Genomic DNA, 22,964 nt, shown 5'->3' with positions numbered 1-22,964 from the left:
AAGAGACCTTATTCAGGTCTCTTTCTCATCTTACTTCCACCAGCTATCGAATATTGTTGCGGCCATGTTTCGCTTATGCTTTGTTTTAATGAAATGATTCTCAATTGTCTTAGAAGCCTCTTCAGGAACTTCTTTTCCTTCAAGGTAATCATCGATATGCTTATAACTTACTCCTAGCGCTTCTTCATCAGGAAGTGCTGGGCGATCATCTTCTAAATCAGCTGTCGGCACTTTCTCCACAAGATGGTCTGGCATACCGATTTCTTCAAGAATCGCTCTACCTTGACGTTTATTCAAACCAAAAAGGGGCGTGATATCGCATGCCCCATCGCCATGCTTCGTATAGAAGCCCGTCACAGCTTCTGCTGCGTGATCTGTTCCAATAACAAGCTTCTTCTCATCGCCTGCAATGTTATACTGAGCAATCATTCGCTCTCTAGCTTTGTTATTGCCTTTTGTAAAATCAGTAAGGCTATTTCCTGTGGCTTCAAGATATGTTGAGACTGAAGCATCAACGGCAGGTTTAATATTAATCGTAACCGTTTGATCAGGCTTAATGAACTTGAGTGCAGCCTGAGCGTCATCTTCATCACTTTGCTCTCCGTATGGTAGTCGCACAGCAATAAAACTTGCATCAGTTCCTTCTTCACGAAGTTCCTCAACTGCAATTTGTGCAAGACGCCCTGCAAGTGAAGAATCCTGTCCACCTGATATTCCAAGAACAAATCCAGTTGTTCCACTTTTCTTGAGATAATCTTGTAAAAATCCAACGCGCTTTTTGACTTCTTCTTTTACATCAATTGAAGGTTGTACACCAAGCTCTTCAATAATTTCTTTTTGCATTTCTCTCATTATTGTCACTCCTTTTAAATACCACATCTCTTATTTTTATATAATTTTCTCTACTAATCAATACCCCTTTGCCTACTTTTAAAAACAGATTCAGCTATATGTACACTACTATTTTGACTCGCATCTTACCTTTTCATACAAAATAGCGATGCATTCAAGAAAATAGTCATAAGGCAGGGAGCGCCTGCCTTATGACTTATTGATGGATATAGAAACTTTGTTTGTATTGGTTTGAATCAATCAGTTCTTGCCTTCTCTTATGGTCTAATTCCTGATCAAGCGTATGCCGATTACGTTTGATCGAAAAAGTGATTGTAACAAACAATAAATGTAAAGTCATTCCACTTCACTCCTTTCCAGATAGATTACTTCAGGTTAACCCTTTCTCTACTGCGATCCATTTTTGAATGGCTAATTTCTTCTGATCGATAATCATCATTCTCTTCCTTTCCGTTTTGGTATTAATGCATCCAGATTGGTTTTTCACTTCTTACATTCATTTGTCTTTTCACTCGCAAATAATGTTGTTCCTCAGCTAAAGTTCGTTCATGAACGCGAAGACGAATTGTGACAAAAACTAAATGTATCGTTAACATGATCATTTCTCCTTACTGTCTTTTAAATTAGGATAACCACATCGAAGCTCGGTTTCGTTTCATTTCGGCTTCTGACATGCGTTGATGAATGGAGCGTTGATGTAGTTCCGTAGATAAACTACGATGAAAAGCACCCTTCACTTTTGTTATGATCATTAAATGGAATGGCAACATGTTAACGACCTCCTTTCTATTCAATTACTTCAGGGGACCCATTTTTTCCTTTTTAGTTGCTTTACGTTCAACACTTTTCCATTTACCATTTACATTCCTCCTCTCCATTTTTGGACACAAAAAGCCGCAGGATATTAGCCTGCGGCAAAAAAAGCATAGAAAAGCCACAGGCATCGACCTGCGGCTTTTCAATCCGATATTAAAAAGGATTCCTCTTATCGAGGCACTGGTCGAACAGATTGTGCATATTCAGTTACAGTCGTTGCATCTGCTTTCATCATTTTCATCATTCTGTTCGACCTCCTTTTTTCATATTTGTTTACAAAGGTAAGTATATCCAAATCCACCATTTAAGTAAACCTTTTTTACTAAATTTCCTAAATATTTTATTTATATGAATATTTTCGACAATCTTCAACATTGTCCTAAATCCCCTTATATTATAAGAAACCAAGAAAGTTCTGCTAAAGAGGACATACATATATACAAAGTGGAGGTGAACATATGCTGAACGTGACAACAATCGTCCTCTTTATCATTGGATTTCTTGCTGTGTTCGGGGTAACAGCTACGATTCAGATTAGTTTACAAATGAAAAAATGGCTCCGAGATATTGAGAATGCTGAGATACAAAATGATTCTACGACTCATACTGCACCATGGATTCAAAATGTTATGAAAGAATACAAGTCATACCATTTAGCAGGCGTATCTCAAGTCAATACACAAGCTCTTATTGAGAAACATTTCTATAAAGAATCCGTTCCTCTATTTGGCTTTGCTCGTGTTCCAGCAGGTGGAATGATGCGATTCATGCAGCAGCTACCCCCTACCTCCATTATCATAGGAATACTAGGAACTTTTATCGGTCTTACACTCGCCATTTCATCGATGCAAGAAACGCTTATGTTTCTTTCACAGAAACCAGAAGATGCAAACCTCAATCTTGCTTCCGTGATTGAAGCGATCTCAAGTCCTTTTCAAGGAATGAGCGTTGCATTCATCACAAGCATAGCCGGGATTGGTAATGCTCTATTTTTAACACTTATCCAAAATGGTGTATTAACAAATGGGCGAACAACTGCTTATTATTTGGAGAAAATCATTTCGGATTGTGAGTCCCTTCTTGATCATAATCTAAATGCAAGCTTAACGCAGGAAAAACCTCACGATGAAATGGAACGCATATTAGATCGCCTTGCATGTAGGATTCAAGATAGTTTTCATGAAACACTTGGAGATTTTTCTACTAATATGGTCCACTTTACAGCTGGTCTTGAACAGGCGATGAAAGACGTTCAAGCTACATTAACAGCTCAACGTGAATATACCGAACAATTCTCAAGTAGCACCGAGACGTTGGAATCATTCGGGATAAAACTTAAAGACTCATTTACCCAGCTTGACGGTGTTCAAGAAAAAGCAACGAACGGAATTATCGATCTTGGGAATCGATTAAAAACACTCGAAAGTCAACTTCAATCTTTATCTAAACACCATGAATCTGGTCAGCGTAAATTCGAGCAGCTTGTTCAACGATCGGATCAATTAATCAAGGAAACTCAAAAGAAAGCAGAAGAAACAGGTCAACATTACTTAAGAGGCTTAGATGAACAAATGCAGCGGTTCCAAGGCTCGCAGGAGGAGCTTGAGAGGCGCGTTCACCAAATGCAGGATGAATGGTATTACCGCTATCAAGATAAGCAAAATCAATATGGAAGAGCTTCTCAAGAATTCGCTGAATCAGTTTTACAGCTTGAAAAAGCCTGGTATAGCTCTCTCGATAAAATTAAGCGTGAAGCACTGGAGCCAATTATTCATCGAATGGAACGGGACCAGCGTGATCAACCTCTTCAGCATGAAATGAGAGCTATATCAAACAGTCTTGATTCTCTTTACCAAGGTCTAGCTCGAGAGCTAAAAGATATTCAACACCAGCTCTCAGAATCACATCAACTACAGCTACGCTTGTACGAGGAGCAAATGCGTCGTCAATCTATGGCACAGCAGCATGTCCAATCAAGGATGATTGGTGACAATCGATGAAAAATCGAAAAAGGCGATTTCAAATACAGAGTGATGAAGAACATTATTGGCCTAGTTTTGCTGATATGATGGCGATGATCGTTCTTGTCATGCTCTTTATCGCGATCATCGCGTTCGTTCAAATGATCTATGATGCATATGACCAAACGGTTATGAAACAAGAGCTTGCCAAAGTAGCAGATGTCAAAAAGCATATTAGTGATTTAATTGAGGAACAGCTTGAAGAAAACGTTGGCAAAGATAAGATCGTTCGCGGACCAAATAATACGATTTCAGTCGAAGGAGATATTTTATTTGATACAGGAAGCGCCGAAATTAGCCCTCAGGGGAAAAAAGTTTTAAACGACCTGGCGGATGTTTTTGCTAATTTAATCGATGAAGAAGATATTAGTCAGTACCTCTATATCATCTTAATCGAAGGACATACTGATAAGGTTCCCTATGATAACTGGAAACTTTCAGCTGATCGCTCTGTCGCAGTTGTAAAGGAATTGATGAAAGCAAACCCTAAACTAGATACTCCAGAATATGCAAAATATTTAGCGGCAACGGGATATTCAGAATATAAACCAGTTATTGAAGAAGATACAAGTGATGCGTACGAGAAAAACAGAAGAATCTCTTTTCAAATTATTCTTGATGACGAGAAATGGCAGGGACGCCTTAAAGAAATCATGACTTATTAGGAAATACAAAAGCCGCTTCCAAAAAGGAAGCGGCTTTCATTAAAACATATGGATCATTCATCATATATCGTTTAATAGTTTATATCTTGCTCGTTTATTTTTTTTTGAATAGCGATAGCGCGAGAATAGAAGAAAATCGCAATCCCAACGAGTACAAACCCACCACCCGTTAAAATAAGGGCTGCACCATCCGTCTTCCCTTCAACTGGAAGAAAAGAACCAATATATAAGAAAACACTAAGACTAAGCAATACAAACGCAAAACGTTTATAATCTTTCATTTTGTCTTGAAGTTGCTTCATAGCGCTCACCTCTCCCGTCTCTTATTCTACCATAAGAAACGGGTCTACTAGAGATGTAACTCTTTCCAATCATTAAAGAGCCCTTATCCAAATATATCAGATAAGGGTTCTACTATTATCCTAATGCGTTTGAAAGGTCTTCAATTAAATCATCTGCATCCTCAAGTCCAACAGAAATACGTACAAGACCCTCTGTGATGCCGAGCTCATCTCGTCGATCTTTCGGAATAGAAGCGTGAGTCATGCGAGCAGGAACTGAAATTAAACTTTCCACCGCTCCTAAACTTTCAGCAAGAGTAAAATATTTCACTTTGCTTAACAGCTCATCTGCTTTATCAGCACTTCCGATATCAAAAGAGATCATACCACCAAAGCCACGAGACTGATTAACAGCGATATCATTACCTGGATGTGTACTTAGCCCAGGATAATATATTTTCTCGACTGATGGGTGATTACTAAGGAATTGGACAATTTTCGCTGTGTTTTTCTCATGCTCTTCCATACGAACCCCAAGTGTTTTCAATCCTCTAATAAGCAGCCATGAATCCTGCGGTCCAAGAATGGCACCTGCCGAATTTTGAACAAAATGCACTTCTTCCGCCAGCTCTTTTGAATTAACAACAACAAGTCCAGCAACGACATCACTATGCCCGCCTAAATACTTTGTTGCTGAGTGAAGAACGATATCAGCACCATGGTCAATTGGATTTTGCCAATAAGGCGTATTAAACGTATTATCAACGATAGTTAGAAGATTGTGGTCTTTTGCCAATTTGGAGATGGCATTAATATCGGTCACCTTCAACAACGGATTCGTTGGTGTTTCAACGTAAATCGCTTTCGTATTATCCTGAATCGCAGCTTTAACAACAGCTAAATCAGTCGTATCGACAAAAGTTGATTCAATACCAAGACGGTTTAAAACCTTTGTCATTACACGGTAAGTTCCACCGTAAACGTCATCTGTCATAACAACATGATCTCCAGAATTAAACATCATCATAACAGAGGAAATGGCTGCCATTCCGGATCCAAATGCAAATCCTGCGACGCCATTTTCAAGGTCTTTAATCAGCTCTTCTAGTGCATGACGTGTTGGATTCCCTGTTCTGGAATATTCATAGCCGTTGAACTTTCCTACGGCTTCTTGTTTGTAAGTACTTACTTGATAGATCGGTACCGATACAGCTCCAGTTTGTGGATCACCGGTAATCCCACCATGAATAAGTTTTGTTTTTGGCTTCATTGGTTAAATGCCTCCTTGATAAATCTTCTTACTTAAGTATCGTTCACTACTATCTGGAAAAATCGTAGCGATATTTGTTCCGGGACGAGCGTGCTGTGCTTCGATAAGAGCCGCCTCGAGCGCTGCTCCAGAGGAACTTCCAACTAAAAGGCCCTCTTTTTCAGCGAGCTCTTTTACACGTTTGAAGGCTACTTCATCTGTTACGGTATGAATACTATCAAAGTAGGCTTCGTCCATATAATCAGGTAGAAACTCCATACCAATCCCCTCTGTTTTATGAGGACCAGATTCTCCACCATTTAAAATGGATCCCTCGGGTTCTACAATAACGGTTTTCACATTCGCCTTCTGCTCCCTCAAATAGCGAGCTGTACCCATAAATGTTCCACCAGTTCCAGCCCCAGCTACAAAAACATCAAGCTCACCGTCAAGCTGCTTCCACAACTCTGGACCAAGTGTTTTGTAGTAGGTTAGTGGGTTAGCAGGATTACCAAACTGACGAGGCATGTATGAATTAGGGATTTCCTCAATTAGCTCTTCAGCTCGAGCTATTGCCCCTTTCATTCCAAGCTCAGTAGGGGTATTGACAATTTTCGCACCAAGCGCCCTCATTAAATCCTGTTTTTCCATACTGAATTTTTCTGGAACCACAAACATCACGGTGTACCCTCGATTAACCGCTGCAAGAGCAAGACCAATGCCTGTATTTCCAGCTGTAGGCTCAATAAATGTTCCGCCCGGGGCTATTCGATTATGATCAATCGCTTCCTGAAGTAGTTCCTGACCAAGACGATCTTTAATACTTCCCCCAGGATTATAAAACTCTAACTTTGCAAAAAGGCGAACGCCTCCTGGTAGATCAAAATGATGGAGCTCGATGACCGGAGTTCGGCCTACGAGCTCATGAATATTATGAAAGATTTCCATAGCGTGAAATCCTTTCTATTTGGCGAAGATAATGTGCCACTCATCACGATGTGTCAGCATTTCGTCTGCGATTTCTTTTGCTCCTTCTAAACTATGGTTAGCAGCCCAGCCGCATTGTACTTCGTTGCACGCTGGTACTTCTTGTGCATTTAGAACATCCTGCAATGTTTTCTCGAGTACTTCTAGAATCTCGTCGTAGTTTGAATGATTTAGAACTGCAAGATAAAACCCAGTCTGGCATCCCATCGGACCAATATCAACGACGTTCTCCATATGATTACGAATATTTTCTGCCATCAAGTGTTCGATTGAGTGTAGACCAGCCATTTCCATGTGCTCTTTGTTTGGTTGTTTGAAACGAATATCATACTTATAAATCTCATCACCATTTGGTCCTTTTGTTACGCCTACTAGACGAACATATGGTGCTGCTACCTTTGTATGATCAAGATTAAAACTTTCTACATTCATTTTTTTAGCCATTCTTACTCAACTCCTCCACTAGATTTAAAATTAAGTTTGCTGAATTAATTGAAGCTGTCTCAAGAAATTGATCGAAAGAAATATTTGATTCTTTCCCTGCAATATCAGAAAGTGAGCGGATAATCACAAAAGGTGTACCGAACTGATAACAAACTTGTGCAATCGCTCCTGCTTCCATTTCTGCAGCGTCTAGGTTCGCAAGTTTTGACCTGACATAGTCAACTCTCTCCGCATCATCCATAAAGGAATCGCCAGTCGCGATCATTCCTTTTACTACCTGATGTTCCGTTACTTTCTCAGCACTTCGCTCAGCAGCTTCAACAAGCATGCTGTTCGGTTCATAAAGAGCCGGCATTTGAGGAACCTGGCCGTATTCGTAACCAAAAATGGTTGCATCTACATCATGGTAACGAACTTCTGAAGAAATCACGATGTCGCCTACTTTTAATTCAGGATTAAATCCACCCGCAGAGCCTGTATTGAGAATGTAGTCTGGTTTAAATAGTTGATTCATTAATGTTGTTCCGATGGCCGCATTCACTTTACCAATGCCTGATTTTAAGAGAACTACCTCCTGGCCATCTATGCTTCCTGTAGTGAACTCAGATCCTGCAATCACCTGTTCTTCTCTGTGATCGAGACGGTCACGTAAAATTCTAACTTCTTCTTCCATTGCTCCAATAATACCGATCTTCATGACGAACTCCTTTACTTGTTCAATTTTTGATGGCTTCCATCAACCAAACAAAATCGTTTAGTTGAGTAAAAGTAACGTCGAATCCATGCTTTCGAAATAATGTCTCCAACACTGAAATCGTCGTATAATATTCCGACTGTAAATCTTGTAGCAAATTGTAATATCCCTTTGCTTTCACTTTCTCATGCATCTTTACTCTAGCATTGTCATCCTTAAATGCTGTATCCGCAAATACAATTTTATCATTTTGAGCCAGTAGTTGGCTATATTTGTGAATGGCGATACTTTTTTCTTCGTCAGTGAGATGGTGAAATGCATAGGTACTCACGATTGTTTGTACAGGGTTAGTCGGAGTTGGAAAATCCATAAAATCACCATCATGAAGCGTGACATGAGGTAATCTTTCACTCGCCTTTTCTCTCATCGCTTTTGATGGCTCTATACCGGTTACCGACAAGCCTTTCTTAAGTAGAATAGAAGTTAAGTTCCCTGTTCCAACGCCAAATTCTAACACGTGGCCTGAGGAAGCTTGAGCAACTGCAGATAGAATGCCGTCGTATCCCTTAAAGACATCACGATACTCTTCATCTTGACCAGACACCGTTGTGTCATACGAGTCAGCCCAGCGCTCAAATAAATCAATAAACTCTCTTCCCATTGCTGTCACATCGCTTTCCTGTTTTTAATTCATAGTATTAAGGTATGAATAATATGCATTATGGTTCTAACTTATCATATTCTTTTTTGAATATCAATTTGTATGATTTAACAAAAATGTGTACACTGTTATGTGGAAAGTATTTTAAGGAGGAGCAATAAATGAGTTTTTCCCTTGAACGGATAGATGATAAAGTAGAATTTTTCGAAGGATTTTCGCTTGAAGAAATCGAGAATAAAATTCAGACTCAGATCGATAACAACCGTGCACTGCTGCTTCAAGTTCATTCTGTTCAGCATCACGCTCTTACACATGAAAAAACAGGCAGACCTTATTACTCTGCTGTTGTTCATTTTAAAGCTAAATAAAAAAAGCAGGAGCATTTGCTCCTGCTTTTTGTTATTCTGGCTTAACACTAACCGGCTTCCAACCTTCTCCATCAACCCACTCAAGTTCGATGTAATAGACTTGATTTCCAGATCCTGCTTTACTAACACGTGCAAAGGACTTTTGTGGCCCACCATTACCACCTATTCTCCAGATCGTCATTTGATCTTCTGATAGACCCATAACAGATTCTGCAGCTTTTATTTTTTCATTCCAGTCATCAGTACCTTTGGTATAACTGGATTTATGTGGACCTGATTGCACTGTACCCACAGGCTCCCACGGTCCTTCAAGATTTGGTTCACCTGGCTCTTGATCAGCTTCCTCTTTGTCCTGGTCTTCTTTATCTTCTTTCTCTTTATCGTTCTCTTCTTTTTCGTTCTCTTCTTTTTCTTTCTCTTCGTCAGTACTTTCATCTTTTGAACTATCTTGATTAGCGTTACTGTCAGAATCTGAATCATTGGACTCTGAATCCTTCGAGTCGGCTTCATCAGAAGTAATGGAATCGTCACTGCTCTTATTCGATTTTTCATCTGAACTTGTTTGTGCTGGTGGTTGTTCTTCACTTGCTGTTTGTTGAGAGTCGTTACCCGTAAACACAATGTTGGCAACAAGTACAAGTATCACTGCGAGAACAATTCCAATTAAACTATTTAATACGATATTTTGTTTTCTCTTTGAATGTCGGTCCCCATATCGTGATCTCAAACCCATCCACTCCTCTATTTAGCTGTTGCTCTTATTTTATCATCTCTAAATGATTCGTAGAAGGCTTGACTTTTGTTTCGTTATTGTCTCTCAAATTGTTGCAACAGCTTAACGATTGAAGCAAAAGCTTCATAAGTTTTATATTCTTTCTCCTTTCGTTCGAAATCAACAACAACCAAAGCATACTTTGGAGAATCATAAGGAAAGTAACCAGCGAACCACTGATGATCAAATGACAAATCTTCACCAAGTTCAGCAGTACCTGACTTACCAGCTACTTTTACTGGTAAATCAGCTAAATATGTACGACCGGTTCCACTTACAACTACTTCTCGAAGCGATTCTTGTAGTGACTTTACTACCTTATTCGAAAGTTTTCCGTTCAAGTTTCTTTCACTAAAACTAAGGAAAGTTGTGCCATTTTTATAAAGTATGTCACTAACGGCCCTCACCTGTTTTGCTTCTCCCTCTCTTCCAATTGTCCCCATCATATTGGCGATAGCCAGTGGACTTAACTTAACATTTAATTGCCCAATCGCTGTTTGGTCAATCGCCTTAATCACAACTTTATCTTTATCATCTTTAAAAAAGACCGGTTCCGACTCGTCGGGAAACTGTTTAAAATCTTCGTAATGATAGAGCATATCTTCCCAACCAACAGTTTTGCCAATCCCTAGTTTTGTTGCAGTATTTTCAATCACATCCGGATCAAGTTTGATGAGCTCTTCAGCAAGTTCTGTGAAAGCGGCATTGCAGCTAGCTGCAAAGCTACTCTTTAGGTTCATGATTCCTAGGTCACGGTTCCCAGGTCCATCTCGATATAAATTTAGATCACAGTTGAATGTGCGGGTGTCTTTTATCCCGTTCTCATAGGCAGCTGCTAGAATAATCGTTTTAAATACCGAACCTGGAAAATATCCTTTTACCATTTGATTGACTGCGCCTTTTCCAAGTGGATCATCCGATTCAAAGAGAGGACGACTCACCATTCCAATAAGATTGTTCGATTCGATATCAAGTAAAACTGCTCCACCATTTGTAATACCTGCTTCATCTACCGCTTCCTCAAGACTGTTCTGGATCTCCATATCCAACGTTGTCTTCACTTGAAGGGGGTAGAAAGAGTCTGTTGTTGAAAAAAGCTTCACATCAAGTCCGAGTAGAGGATTTCCCTGACGATCAGCATGATAAAGGAGTGTGGTATCTCCTTCAGATATTAAAAAGGGATCAAAAGCAGCCTGGAGTCCTGAAATACCTAATTTAGTGTGTTCATTAATTATTCCTTCTGCCCATTTCTCAGGATATTTCGATTTGATTAGATCTGGATTTGGTCTTACACTTCCAATAACATGAGCAGCTAACGGATTTTCGTTCAATGGTTTATTTACAGCGTAAACACCCGGAATACTTAATTCGTTTATTTGCCTCATCTGTTCAGATGTTAGTCTTTTTTCATAATTAAATGGTTGCTTTCGCTTATCAAAAGAGCGGTCGATTTCATCAGGAGAAGTCTTTATAATCTTTGCTACCTCTTCAATCGGCCAGTCCCGATCTTTCAAAAACGGAAATAGAACCAAAGCTGGAATGGTCTCACTCATCGGAATACCATTTCGATCTAGCATCGTTCCCCTTCCTTCATCTAGTACATAAGATTGGGTACGCTGATCGATGCTAGCTTCTATTAAATTCACTTCATGCTTTGAATAAGATTCCGTTTCAACTAATTGTAGCTGAATCAATCGCCCAACTAGCACGAACATCAAGCACATAAAGAGGAAACCAACTCCGGTCACCCTTCTCCTACTCATACCACTCACCTCTATATGAGTGTCGACCGATGTCCCCTATTTCAAACATAAGTAACCTGGGACTTGCTGTTGACTTATAACTTTAATTCAATTGATATTCCATAGAAAAAGACAGCCGGATTGGCTGTCTTTTTAAACATTGCATTTATTAGCTAACTTCTAGAATTTCAACGCGAATTTCTCCGCCTGGAGTTTGCACGTTAACCTTTTCTCCAATTTGACGGCCGAGAAGACTTCTTGCCATAGGTGAGTCATTTGAAATTTTCCCTTCAAATGGATCAGCTTCAGCACTACCAACGATAATATATTCTTCTTCATCTCCATCTGGAATCTCAACAAATTTAACCCGCTTACCTATTGATACAACATTCGATGAGCTATTGTCTTCTTCAATAATTTCAGCATTACGAATCATATTTTCAACTGTTTGAATACGCGCCTCGACAAATGCCTGCTCATCTTTTGCAGCGTCATACTCAGAGTTCTCAGATAGATCTCCAAAACTACGAGCAATTTTAATTCGTTCTACTACTTCTTTTCTTTTCTCTGTTTTAAGGGAATCAAGTTCCTTTTCAAGCTTTTCTTTACCATCTTGTGTCATGTAATACTTTTTATCCTCTGCCATTTCTTTCACTCCTTCATCAATTAAGGGCATCAATCGTAATAAACTGTATGAAAAAAAGAGGTAAATATACCTCGTTTAATCGTTATAACATGGCTTTATCTTCGAGTATCGTATGAATCTTCGTTACCATTAGGTCGATGGCTACTCTATTCTGCCCGCCTTCTGGAACAATAATATCTGCGTAACGCTTTGTAGGTTCTATAAACTGAAGATGCATGGGGCGAACAACTGAAGTATATTGCTCTACAACAGAATCAAGCGTTCTCCCTCTGTCACGGATATCCCGAACCATTCTTCTTAAAATACGGAGATCAGCATCCGTGTCTACAAATAGCTTAATATCCATTAAATCACGGAGACGTTCATCTTCAAGAATTAGGATACCTTCCAAAATAATGACATCTTTTGGTTCGACAGGGATAATTTTATCAGATCTTGTGTGAACTGTATAGTCATAGACAGGTTTTTGAATAGGGTTATATAACATTAGTTCTTTCACATGGTCAATTAACAGGTCATTATCGAACGCTAGTGGATGGTCATAGTTTGTACCTAGTCTTTCAGGCATTGACTTTTCACTCTGATCTTTATAATAAGAATCCTGTTCAATGACTAACACTGATTGATCAGCAAACTGTTTAAATATCTCTCTTGTTACAGTGGTTTTACCTGAGCCTGAACCTCCGGCAACACCAATTACTACGGGTCTATTAACCATAATTCTTCCCCTTCTATTATAGAAAAACCGCTCGTACATACGTACGTCGGCTTTTCTTCATCATGAGTTTTTACGCTGACTAACAGCTAATCCATCTCCAATAGGATATATTGTAGTATCTAGTTCGGGATGGGATATTAAAAATTCATTATAAAGACGGAGCTTTTTTACCATTGATCTAAAGCGCTTCTCTTCGATCTCCTCTTCTGCTACCATACCTCTAAAGAGAATATTATCCGAAAACACTACTCCGCCCTTTTCTAATTCATCATAAAATTCATCAAAAAAACGCTGGTACTGACCTTTGGCCGCGTCAATGAAGAGCGCTTGATATGAACCATAGCTCTTAAGCTCATCAGCCAGCTCAAATGCATCCCCAAATAAAACGGTTATTCTATCAGAGTATCCTGCTTTTTCAATATTTGCGATCGCTTCATTATAACGAGTTTCATCTCGTTCAACAGTAAGTATAGCAGTATCTGGCAAACGCTCAGCCATACGGATTGCTGAGTAGCCAATGGCTGCACCAATTTCCAATATTCGGCCCGGTTTCAAAAAGGTCAGGAGTTGAAGCATCACATCAAGACTCGTTTGTTCCATAATTGGAACATGTTTTTCCCGTGCATATTCTTCTATCTCTTTTATTAAGTCTTCTCGATTCGGGCGTAAAGATTCCAGATATTGTTCCACATGATCGGATATCATGATCGGTCCTCCTTCATGTAACCCGAATAATTTTATCATAATCGAAAGGGGAATGGTAGTCTTACTCGCCATTCCCCATAAATTTCTTATTCTTCTTTTTCTTTCTCTTCTTTCTCTTTCTTCTTATAATACTCTGTCCACTCTTCCTTATACTTAGCAACTTTCTTATTGTGCTCTTCATTAGTCTCTGAGAACAGCGTTTCGCCACTCGGTCGAGCATAGAAATAAAGTGCTTCTGTATCGGCTGGTTCTATTGCCGCTATGATTGACGACTCACCAGGGTTGGCAATAGGGCCAATCGGCAGACCTTTTTGCTTATACGTATTATAAGGCGACTTTGCATCAAGATCATCCTGGGTGATTTCTCCTGATTGCTCTCCTCTCGCATATACAACTGTAGGATCTGTTTGTAAGATCATATTCTTATCAAGACGATTATAAAACACCTTCGAAATTTTTGTTCGATCAGCTTTTGCTGACGCTTCTTCTTCAATGATCGAAGCAAGTGTCATCATTTCATGGATGGAATAATCACGATCTTCTATTTCAGAGCGATATTTTTTTAAGACGCTATCAGTTTTGTCTAACATATCTTTCACAACGACTTCCACTGAAGGTTCTTCTTCAAAATCATAAGTAGCAGGGAAGAGATAACCCTCTAACGGATGACGAATGTCTTCATTTAAAATATCTTCTGTTAAAAACCAATATTCATTCACTAAAGCTTTCATGTATTTCTCATCATCTAATTTCTTAATAACATCTTCTTGCTTTAAGTCAAGTTCCTTCGCAATACGAGCAGCTATGTCTTCTAACCAGATTCCTTCTGGTACAGATATAGTGGCAACAGCTTCTTTCATTACTTTCCCACTCTTCATAATGGCAATAATTTCATCCATCGTCATAGAAGGTGAAAGTTCATAATCACCTGCTTGAAAGCCGCTTTCATTCTTATATTTCACGTAATAACGGAAAGCTGTGCCATCTTTAATGATGCCTTCTTCTTCCAGTTTAGCTCCAATTGAAGATGTTGAAGATCCAATTGGAATAGTCACAGCTGCTTTTTCTTTGCTATCAGAATCAACTGGTTCGAGTATGTTTTTTATGTAGAAGTAACCACCTGTTATAACGGCAGCCACCGTTATGGTTAAAAGCAGTAAAATGATAAACACTATTTTTCTTACCGTTTGATTCTCGGTCTGGCGCTTCATAAGCTTCTCTTTATACAAGTCCTTAAAATCAGACAACGCCGTGGCCCCCTTTCATTCTTCATCTATTATACTATATGTCGACATATTGTCGGCAAGGATGCCAACGTTCGCCAAAAATTATCCATTATGTATTATACAAGGTTATTTGAAAGGTTTGTAGTCATTTCCAAAAAACAGTAAGAAGATTCTTTGCCCTAAGGTATCCAAACACATAAGAAATCTTACTCAAACCGATCATGAGACAGTAATTCTAAACGTATAATCAAGAAAAAAAGCTGCCGATTTTCACCGGCAGCTTTTGATTGAAATTTACTCGCTATCTTCTTCTTCTTCAGAGAAAGTGTTGAGCATTTCCTCGACCATTTCCCATTCCTTATCTGATTCAATAGGGAAAAGCTTATAGTCTCGCTCTTCATTGTCCTCTTCTTCATAGCGGAAAGCATAAACTTCCACTTCCTCTTCACTATCAGCTTGATCAGCAGGAACTACAGTCATATAAGATTGACCGTTCTCAGCTACATCAAATGTAAAGAGAACTTCAAATAGATGCTCGTCTCCATTTTCATCTGGAATGATAATACGTTCTTTTTCCTCCATGTTTTCACCTCATTAATTTTGCTTGCTGTCTAAGTATCCTTGCAGAATCATAACAGCAGCCATTTTGTCGATCACTTTCTTACGCTTCTTACGACTCACATCAGCACTAATCAGCATGCGTTCTGCAGCGACGGTTGTTAGTCTTTCATCCCACATGTCAACTGGAATATTAGTCGTTGTCTGAATAAGTTCTGCAAATGCCTGGCAGGCTTCGCCACTCGGACCAATTGAGCCATTCATGTTTTTAGGAAGTCCAACGACAATCTTGCTGACATCATTCCCATTAATGATTTCCATTAAACGATCAGGAATCACATCCTGCACTTCTGGGTTACGTTTCACGGTTTCTAATCCCTGTGCCGTCCACCCCATCGCATCGCTTAGCGCTACGCCGATTGTTTTTGTACCGACATCCAATCCAAGTGTTTTCATGCTGTCTCCTTATCCCTGATGATGAGTAAGATACGATTTCACAAGCTCTTCAATTAATTCGTCTCTTTCAAGCTTACGAATTAAGCTTCTCGCATCATTGTGTCTCGGAATGTAAGCCGGATCCCCAGAAAGGAGGTAACCCACGATCTGGTTAATCGGATTATAGCCCTTTTCTTGAAGAGCACTATAGACGGTGAGTAACACTTCCTGGACATCATGATTATATGCGTCGTCTGGAAAATTAAATTTCATTGTTTTGTCCATCGAACTCATTCCTTACACCTCTTTCTCCGATCCCCATCTAGAATCGTAACTAGTCAACTAATTCTTATTGTACACTACTAAAACCAAATTAGGAAATGGATTTCACCCAATCTGTTGTGTAAGCAAGAGCATCATCCAGTTTCTCTGGATTTTTGCCACCTGCCTGCGCCATATCCGGTCGGCCACCGCCACCGCCACCACAGCGAGTAGCAAGCTCTTTAATCAATTTCCCTGCATGATACCCCTCTTTTACGAGGTCATCTGTAATTCCAGCAGCTAACTGAACCTTCCCGTCTGCACCGCTACCAAGTACAACAATGACACTGCCAATCTGTGCCTTCAGATCATCGACAATACTACGAAGGTTATTCATATCTGTATCGATGCGTTTAGCAACTACTTTCACACCGTCTACTTCTTGAACATCTCCTGCCATCTGTTTTGCCTCAACATTTGCAAGTTTTGACGTCAATGAGTCATTTTGGCGTTGTAATTCACGAATCTGACCAAGTAGTGCTTCTGTTCTTGATGGAACATCCTTCACATTTGATTTTAACAAGTCAGCCGTATTTTTCAAAATTGATACTTGTTGATTTAGAACCTGGTAAGCTCCTTCGCTTGTCACAGCTTCAATACGACGCGTTCCTGCACCAATGCCTGATTCAGAAAGAATTTTAAACAATCCAATTTCTGCTGTATTTTGAACGTGTGTACCTCCACATAGTTCAAGACTATAATCACCAACACGTACAACGCGAACAGAATCTCCATACTTTTCACCAAACAATGCCATAGCTCCCATTGCTTTAGCTTCGTCAATAGGCTTTACCATCGTATTCACTGGAATATTAGCCCAAATTTGATCATTCACTTGTTTTTCAATCTCTTCAAGCTCTTCAGATGTAATCTGTCCAAAGTGAGAGAAGTCAAAGCGAAGTCGCTCTGAACCAACGAGTGAACCAGCCTGGTTTACATGCTCACCAAGAACATCTTTTAAAGCCTGATGAAGCAAGTGAGTTGCCGTATGATTCTTTACAATTGCAGAACGGTTTGAACGATTGATTTCAGCTATTATTTTTGCTCCAGTTTTTATCGTTCCAGATTCTACAACCGCCGTATGGACGTGTTGGCCATTTGGCGCTTTTTGTACATCCGTTACGCGAAGTTGAACATCTTCACCACGAATGATACCAGGATCTGCAACTTGCCCGCCGCTTTCAGCATAGAAAGGCGTGCTTTGGAGAATAACCTGGATTTCGTCGCCTTCTGACGCTACCTCAGTCAGCTCTTTATCTTTTATGATTGCGACTACTTCTGTATCAACAGACCGCTCTTCATAACCGACAAAATCGCTTTCGACTGAAATGTCGCCAAGCGCGCCACCTTGAACCTGCATGGAACCTACATCCTGACGAGCATCTCTAGCACGTTTACGCTGCATTCCCATTTCCTGTTCGAAACCTGTACGATCAATTTCCATGCCTTCTTCTTCAGCATATTCCTCCGTTAATTCCACAGGGAAACCGTACGTATCATAAAGTCGAAACACATCGCTACCAGAGATGACATGATTACCAGCTTCTTTTTCTTTCTTCATAATGTCTGAAAGAATTGAGAGTCCTTCATTTAATGTTTCATAGAAGCGGTCTTCTTCATTCTTAATTACTTTTTGGATGAATTCCTTCTTCACATTAACTTCAGGATAGAATTCAACCATGATGTCCCCAACGACTGGTACAAGTTCATACATGAATGGACGGTTAATACCAATTTGCTTAGCGAACCGAACTGCTCTTCTAAGTAATCTTCTTAGTACATATCCGCGACCTTCGTTCGATGGAAGGGCACCGTCACCAATGGCAAATGTAACTGTTCGAATATGATCAGCGACTACCTTAAATGCTGTATCTCCCTCTCTGGAATCTCCATAGTTCACTTCTGCCATTCGCTCTGTTTCACGAATGGTTGGCATAAAGAGGTCTGTATCATAGTTTGTTTTTGCATCCTGAATAACCGATACCATTCGTTCAAGTCCCATGCCCGTATCAATATTCTTCTTAGGTAATGGTGTATAAGTACCATCAGGGTTATGATTAAATTGGGAGAAAACAAGGTTCCAGATTTCAAGATAACGCTCATTCTCTCCACCAGGATAAAGTTCTTCTTTAGGATCTTCGAAACCATACTCTTCTCCACGATCATAGAAAATTTCCGTATTAGGTCCACTTGGCCCTTCCCCGATATCCCAGAAGTTACCCTCTAGACGGATGATACGCTCTTCTGGAAGTCCAATTTTCTCTTTCCAAATGGTAAATGCTTCATCATCTTCCGGATGAATTGTGACAGATAATTTATCAGCATCAAATCCAATCCAATTCTCGCTAGTTAGGAATTCCCATCCCCATTCAATCGCTTCTTCTTTAAAATAATCTCCGATAGAGAAGTTCCCAAGCATTTCAAAGAACGTATGATGGCGTGCTGTTTTGCCTACATTCTCAATATCGTTTGTACGAATTGATTTTTGAGCATTTACAATTCTTGGGTTGTCAGGTGTTACGCGACCGTCAAAATATTTTTTAAGCGTAGCTACACCACTATTGATCCACAGTAAAGTTGGATCCTCATGTGGAACTAGAGATGCACTTGGTTCCACCGAATGACTTTTTTCTTTAAAGAAATCGATAAACATTTGTCTTACATCTGCTGATGATAAGTTCTTCATACTAATTATCCTCCTTTAGTTACTCAGTAATGGATGTTGGTGGTGGTGTTTTTTGAACGCAAAAAAACTCTCACCCCTGAATAAATCAGGGACGAGAGTTTTGTTTAAATGCTCACGCGGTACCACCCTGGTTATAGACAAAACTGTCTATCACCTCAAGCGACCGTAACGAGGTCGAGACGGCGGGGATTAACCCGCACTCAGGATTAGCTTTCTGCTGATCTTGTTCTTAAAGCTCTTACAGCCAGGGAGCTTCTCTCTAACGAATACAGTTCGTATTCAAGAATAGGGGTCAACATACTCGTTCCGTCAATGTGTTTAATTCTTAATCTCTGGGATTATTATAGTCAGAGCAGCATTCGTTTGTCAATTGCTTCATTCATCTTCGTTTCGATAGAGAAAGAGTGCTTTCAGAACCGCAAGAGCAGGCACTGCAAGAATTAGTCCGATTACGCCAGCAATCTCTCCCCCTGCAAGAAGTCCAAAAATTATGATGACCGGGTGAATGTGCAGACTTTTCCCAACAATATAGGGCGATAGAATATTACTTTCAATAAACTGAAGAACCACAATAACGATAATCGTAATGATCGTCATTTTAACTGAAACGGTCGATGCAATTAATAGTGCTGGAGCCGCGCCAAGAAAAGGTCCAAAGTATGGGATAATATCCGTTATACCAACGATAATCCCCAGTAGAATTGCATATGGAAGCTTAATCAACCAGAACCCCAGTGCCGCAAGAACACCTAACACCGAAATGACAAAAAATTGACCTCGAATATAATTACCAAGCGATTCATCAATTCGGATGAGTAGGTTCTTTCCGGGTGCTCTCCACTTAGGTGGCGTTATTCTCCATGCTGTTTTTTTTAACGTCTCAAAATCCTTCAGTAAATAGAACACGATGAAAGGAATAATCATAATGACAAAAAAAGAACTAAGTAACTTCTTTGCTAATTCAACCGCCAATGTCAATGTATTGTTAACAGCATCTTCAACATCCTGAAAAGTTTGATCAACCTTTCCTTGTAAAGCAGGAGGTAAATTTGAAGTGAAGTCATATGTATGATGCACAGCATCCCGATACATATCAATGAACATTGGAACGTTCTCCATTAACTCCTGTGACTGTTTCACAATATGAGGTAGCCCCTTAAAAATTGCATAGCCAGTACCTCCAAAAAACAGAACATAGATTAAAAGTACAGCTATCCCTCTTGGCAAACCTTCTTTATGAATTTTCTCTACAATGGGATGAAGCAAATAAGTTATAAGAGAAGCAATTAAAAATGGAACAATTAAAACAGTTAACACATCGATGATCGGATCCCAAATTGGAGAAAGCTTCAGCAATAAATAAATGCATAAAAAAACTAGCAGAAGGGTCGTTAAATAAATGATCCAGTTCAGGTTCCATTCACGCTTCACTGTCAATCCCTCCTGCTAGCAAATACCATCTACAACTCAACTCGCATATCATAGTCTTCAAATAAATCATCCAGGGATGTCAGCGATCCGTCCTCTTCCACCTGGTGTAAGGAAAGAACTCCTTTAATAATCGACATTTCCACAAAACAGTTCCAACAATAGAATTGATTTGCCCCGATTTTCCCTATATTTTTACTTTTACAATTTGGACATTCCATCTCCATATGCCTCCTAATCCAGCTATTTAAGAAGATATACACCATCCTGTCCAGTTTGAAATCATTCTATACGGCATTTGTAAAGTAATCGCTTCTTTTCAACAGAGCCTCATGTTCATAAGGCGTGAATTACCTAGTAAAGCTAAATAGAAAAAAGCCAGAGATTTTCTCTGGCTTCTACATCGACTCTTCAATTGTCTTTTGTTCCCCAATCATTTCTTGCAATTTCTCCGTTAATTGCGTGTTTCGAACCTGATCATCTTCTGTTTGGATAGCTAGTTTAATGGCCTCTTCTTCTCCACATAAAATCAAATAATCCTTACTCCTTGTGACGGCTGTATAAAGAAGATTTTTTCGTAGCATCCGATAATACCCTCTTACAATAGGAAGAACAACAATCGGAAACTCACTACCCTGGGATTTATGAATGGAGCAGCAGTAGGCATGTGTTAATTGATTAAAGTCAGGCCTGTCATAAACTACTTCTTGTCCATCAAATGAAACAACAAGCTGATCCTGCTTTTCAATATTTTCTTTCGCAAAGAATACAGAAACTACTTCGCCCATATCACCATTGTAGACATTGTCTTCAGGATTGTTTACAAGTTGAAGAACTTTATCACCGACTCGATAAACGAGATCTCCATGCAAAAGCTCTCTTCGCTGCTCTGTTGCAGGATTAAATAGCTTTTGAAGCTCCTGATTTAGCCGATCCACTCCTGCCGATCCTCGATACATTGGAGCCAGAACTTGAATATCCCGAGGAGAGTATCCCTTCTTTAATGCATTGCCACACACTTGCGAGACAACCTCTATAATCTGTGCTTGGGAACAAGGAAAGAACCTCCGATCAGGCGTTGGTTTCCGAAACTCTTCTGGAAGCTCTCCTTCTTTAATAGAGTGCGCGAGATCAATAATCGAAGAGCCTTCAGCTTGTCGATAAATGTCCGTCAGTTTACTAACGGGAACTGCATGTGAATCGATCATATCCTTGAGCACCTGTCCTGGCCCTACCGAAGGAAGTTGGTCTTCATCACCAACAACAATCACTTGAATTTGAGATGGTAAGGATTTAAATAATTGATTGGCAAGCCACACGTCAACCATGGATACTTCGTCGACAATTAACAACCTGCCTTCAATCGGATTATTCTCATCATGCTCAAATCCCGCCTCACCTTTCCACCCAAGTAATCTATGTATCGTAAAAGCCGGTAGTCCTGTTGCTTCACTCATCCGTTTCGCTGCTCTTCCTGTTGGTGCTACAAGTAGCACTGGAAACGGCTTATCCTTTGAGTAATCTTTCGGTTCGAGTGAAAGTCCATTTAGCTCAGCATAGAGCTCCACAATCCCTTTAATAACCGTGGTTTTCCCCGTACCTGGTCCGCCAGTTAAAATCATAAACGGAGAAGCGATTGCTTTTTGTACCGCTTCACGCTGTGAGGGAGCGTATTGAATACCAAGTCGTTCTTCAAGGTCTCCTAGAGCGCGATAGAATTCAGATTCGGGAAAAGAGTCAGCATACTCCGTTTGCGACATCACATTATTTAATCCAGTCACAAGACCTTTTTCAGCATAGTAAAGTGAATGTAAATAGATTCTCTCTCGATCAAGAATCAATTTATCACTCTCGTAAAGAGAGATCAGTTCCCTTGAAATATCTGCTTCATCAAGCTTATCACCTAGTAACTCATTCACAGATTGAATCAATGCATCGTACTCAAGATACACATGTCCCTCCTGTAACGTTTGTTCATTTAACGTATGAAGACATGCTGCCCGAATGCGATCAGGATGCTTTCCTTCAATACCAATCGATCTCCCTAAATCATCCGCACGTCGAAAACCAATACCTTCCACATCTTGAATAAGCTGATATGGATTTTTCTCAACAATCTCGAGCGTTTCTTGCTTATAGGCTTTAAAAATTTTCATCGATAGTCTCGGTCCAAATCCTAACTCAGTTAATCGAATCATAATTTGGTCAAGCCCCTGATGCTCCATTAGAGAATCATATAGTCCCTTTGCTTTTTCTTCAGATAGCTTTGGAACCTTACTTAATATTGATGGATCACGCATAATTTTAGCTATGGCGCGCTCACCTAACACATCAACAATCGATTCAGCTGTCTTTTCACCAATTCCATGGAATAAATCACTAGATAAGTATTGGATAAGCCCTGGCTTTGATTCAGGCATCTGTCTCTCAAATGATTCAACAGCATACTGTTTCCCATAACGGGGATGATCCGTAAAGCGTCCGTAAAATACATACGTCTCATCTTCAAGAAGTCGAGGAATCATTCCATTCACGACGACTTCTTTCTCATCATAAGGTTCGTTCGTTTCAGAAATCCGAAGTCTTGCCACTCCATACAAACTATCTTCATTAAAAAAAATCATTTGAATGGGTCTTCCTTTGATATACCCTTTTTGTGGCTGATCCATAAGATCTTCTCTCCAATAAC

General features: G+C 39.7%; 26 protein-coding genes. 3 read left to right on the top strand and 23 right to left on the bottom strand.

Annotation, left to right across the window (positions count from 1 at the left end; translation table 11 throughout):
* Positions 1–30: 30 nt before the first annotated feature.
* The 4 genes from nadE to IQ283_RS07490 form a co-directional block, all read right to left on the bottom strand.
* A complete protein-coding gene (nadE, locus tag IQ283_RS07500) occupies positions 31–852 on the bottom strand; it encodes an ammonia-dependent NAD(+) synthetase (protein ID WP_194219463.1) in 822 nt (273 codons plus the stop codon).
* A gap of 196 nt (positions 853–1,048) precedes the next feature.
* Positions 1,049–1,192 (bottom strand): YrzI family small protein, encoded by a 144-nt coding sequence (locus IQ283_RS07495; RefSeq protein ID WP_194219462.1) that lies wholly within the window; start codon positions 1,190–1,192, stop codon positions 1,049–1,051.
* 121 nt (positions 1,193–1,313) lie between these two features.
* The gene (locus IQ283_RS24255) at positions 1,314–1,448 is read right to left on the bottom strand and encodes a hypothetical protein (RefSeq protein ID WP_276511805.1); all 135 of its coding nucleotides are present in this window, start codon (positions 1,446–1,448) and stop codon (positions 1,314–1,316) included.
* A 27-nt stretch (positions 1,449–1,475) separates the two neighbouring features.
* A complete protein-coding gene (locus tag IQ283_RS07490; protein WP_194219461.1) occupies positions 1,476–1,622 on the bottom strand; it encodes a hypothetical protein in 147 nt (48 codons plus the stop codon).
* 504 nt (positions 1,623–2,126) lie between these two features.
* Between IQ283_RS07490 and IQ283_RS07485 the strand changes: the two genes are divergently transcribed.
* Both IQ283_RS07485 and IQ283_RS07480 read left to right on the top strand, forming a co-directional pair.
* Positions 2,127–3,668, top strand: coding sequence for a hypothetical protein (locus IQ283_RS07485; RefSeq protein ID WP_194219460.1), 1,542 nt, complete (start codon positions 2,127–2,129; stop codon positions 3,666–3,668).
* A complete protein-coding gene (locus IQ283_RS07480; RefSeq protein WP_194219459.1) occupies positions 3,665–4,354 on the top strand; it encodes an OmpA/MotB family protein in 690 nt (229 codons plus the stop codon). Before IQ283_RS07485 ends, IQ283_RS07480 begins: the two co-directional genes overlap by 4 nt.
* A 71-nt stretch (positions 4,355–4,425) precedes the next feature.
* Here IQ283_RS07480 and IQ283_RS07475 read toward each other — a convergent pair whose 3' ends face one another.
* The 6 genes from IQ283_RS07475 to IQ283_RS07450 all read right to left on the bottom strand — a co-directional run bounded on the left by IQ283_RS07475 (position 4,426) and on the right by IQ283_RS07450 (position 8,670).
* Positions 4,426–4,656, bottom strand: coding sequence for a YrhC family protein (locus tag IQ283_RS07475; protein ID WP_194219458.1), 231 nt, complete (start codon positions 4,654–4,656; stop codon positions 4,426–4,428).
* Positions 4,657–4,771: 115 nt separating this feature from the next.
* Positions 4,772–5,905 (bottom strand): bifunctional cystathionine gamma-lyase/homocysteine desulfhydrase, encoded by a 1,134-nt coding sequence (locus IQ283_RS07470; protein ID WP_194219457.1) that lies wholly within the window; start codon positions 5,903–5,905, stop codon positions 4,772–4,774.
* A 3-nt stretch (positions 5,906–5,908) separates the two neighbouring features.
* Complete coding sequence (locus IQ283_RS07465) at positions 5,909–6,832, bottom strand: PLP-dependent cysteine synthase family protein (protein WP_194219456.1); 924 nt, start codon at positions 6,830–6,832, stop codon at positions 5,909–5,911.
* A 15-nt stretch (positions 6,833–6,847) separates the two neighbouring features.
* Positions 6,848–7,315 (bottom strand): S-ribosylhomocysteine lyase, encoded by a 468-nt coding sequence (locus IQ283_RS07460; RefSeq protein ID WP_194219455.1) that lies wholly within the window; start codon positions 7,313–7,315, stop codon positions 6,848–6,850.
* Entirely contained in the window at positions 7,308–8,012 is a 705-nt protein-coding gene (mtnN, locus tag IQ283_RS07455) for a 5'-methylthioadenosine/S-adenosylhomocysteine nucleosidase (RefSeq protein WP_194219454.1), read from the bottom strand. The genes IQ283_RS07460 and mtnN overlap by 8 nt, the downstream gene beginning before the upstream one ends.
* Before the next feature lie 19 nt (positions 8,013–8,031).
* Entirely contained in the window at positions 8,032–8,670 is a 639-nt protein-coding gene (locus IQ283_RS07450) for a class I SAM-dependent DNA methyltransferase (protein WP_194219453.1), read from the bottom strand.
* Between the two features lie 161 nt (positions 8,671–8,831).
* On the opposite strand from IQ283_RS07450, the gene IQ283_RS07445 reads away from it, so the two are divergent.
* A complete protein-coding gene (locus IQ283_RS07445; protein WP_194219452.1) occupies positions 8,832–9,038 on the top strand; it encodes a YrzA family protein in 207 nt (68 codons plus the stop codon).
* 31 nt (positions 9,039–9,069) lie between these two features.
* Here IQ283_RS07445 and IQ283_RS07440 read toward each other — a convergent pair whose 3' ends face one another.
* From IQ283_RS07440 to recD2, 13 genes are all read right to left on the bottom strand, one after another.
* Entirely contained in the window at positions 9,070–9,765 is a 696-nt protein-coding gene (locus tag IQ283_RS07440) for a DUF1510 family protein (protein ID WP_194219451.1), read from the bottom strand.
* An 80-nt stretch (positions 9,766–9,845) separates the two neighbouring features.
* Positions 9,846–11,573, bottom strand: a complete 1,728-nt coding sequence (locus tag IQ283_RS07435) for a peptidoglycan D,D-transpeptidase FtsI family protein (RefSeq protein WP_206759436.1) — start codon at positions 11,571–11,573, stop codon at positions 9,846–9,848.
* Between the two features lie 148 nt (positions 11,574–11,721).
* A complete protein-coding gene (greA, locus tag IQ283_RS07430; RefSeq protein ID WP_194219449.1) occupies positions 11,722–12,198 on the bottom strand; it encodes a transcription elongation factor GreA in 477 nt (158 codons plus the stop codon).
* Between the two features lie 82 nt (positions 12,199–12,280).
* The gene (gene udk / locus IQ283_RS07425) at positions 12,281–12,916 is read right to left on the bottom strand and encodes a uridine kinase (RefSeq protein WP_194219448.1); all 636 of its coding nucleotides are present in this window, start codon (positions 12,914–12,916) and stop codon (positions 12,281–12,283) included.
* Positions 12,917–12,976: 60 nt separating this feature from the next.
* A complete protein-coding gene (locus tag IQ283_RS07420) occupies positions 12,977–13,621 on the bottom strand; it encodes an O-methyltransferase (RefSeq protein WP_194219447.1) in 645 nt (214 codons plus the stop codon).
* Positions 13,622–13,707: 86 nt separating this feature from the next.
* Positions 13,708–14,868, bottom strand: a complete 1,161-nt coding sequence (gene mltG / locus IQ283_RS07415) for an endolytic transglycosylase MltG (protein ID WP_242057264.1) — start codon at positions 14,866–14,868, stop codon at positions 13,708–13,710.
* Positions 14,869–15,141: 273 nt separating this feature from the next.
* Positions 15,142–15,429 (bottom strand): DUF1292 domain-containing protein, encoded by a 288-nt coding sequence (locus IQ283_RS07410; protein WP_194219446.1) that lies wholly within the window; start codon positions 15,427–15,429, stop codon positions 15,142–15,144.
* A gap of 12 nt (positions 15,430–15,441) precedes the next feature.
* A complete protein-coding gene (ruvX, locus tag IQ283_RS07405) occupies positions 15,442–15,861 on the bottom strand; it encodes a Holliday junction resolvase RuvX (protein WP_194219445.1) in 420 nt (139 codons plus the stop codon).
* A 9-nt stretch (positions 15,862–15,870) separates the two neighbouring features.
* On the bottom strand, positions 15,871–16,134 hold the full coding sequence (locus IQ283_RS07400; RefSeq protein WP_048312684.1) for an IreB family regulatory phosphoprotein: 264 nt from the start codon (positions 16,132–16,134) through the stop codon (positions 15,871–15,873).
* Between the two features lie 79 nt (positions 16,135–16,213).
* Positions 16,214–18,847, bottom strand: coding sequence for an alanine--tRNA ligase (alaS, locus tag IQ283_RS07395; RefSeq protein WP_194219444.1), 2,634 nt, complete (start codon positions 18,845–18,847; stop codon positions 16,214–16,216).
* A gap of 375 nt (positions 18,848–19,222) precedes the next feature.
* Positions 19,223–20,278 (bottom strand): AI-2E family transporter, encoded by a 1,056-nt coding sequence (locus IQ283_RS07390; RefSeq protein ID WP_242057263.1) that lies wholly within the window; start codon positions 20,276–20,278, stop codon positions 19,223–19,225.
* A gap of 29 nt (positions 20,279–20,307) precedes the next feature.
* On the bottom strand, positions 20,308–20,496 hold the full coding sequence (locus IQ283_RS07385) for a hypothetical protein (RefSeq protein WP_194219443.1): 189 nt from the start codon (positions 20,494–20,496) through the stop codon (positions 20,308–20,310).
* 177 nt (positions 20,497–20,673) lie between these two features.
* Positions 20,674–22,944, bottom strand: coding sequence for an SF1B family DNA helicase RecD2 (gene recD2, locus IQ283_RS07380; RefSeq protein ID WP_194219442.1), 2,271 nt, complete (start codon positions 22,942–22,944; stop codon positions 20,674–20,676).
* Positions 22,945–22,964 lie beyond the last annotated feature (20 nt).

Origin of the sequence: Pseudalkalibacillus hwajinpoensis, assembly GCF_015234585.1 — a bacterium.
Taxonomy (GTDB): Bacteria; Bacillota; Bacilli; order Bacillales; family Guptibacillaceae; genus Guptibacillus; species Guptibacillus hwajinpoensis_B.
This window is presented reverse-complemented; position numbering and strand designations above follow the sequence as displayed.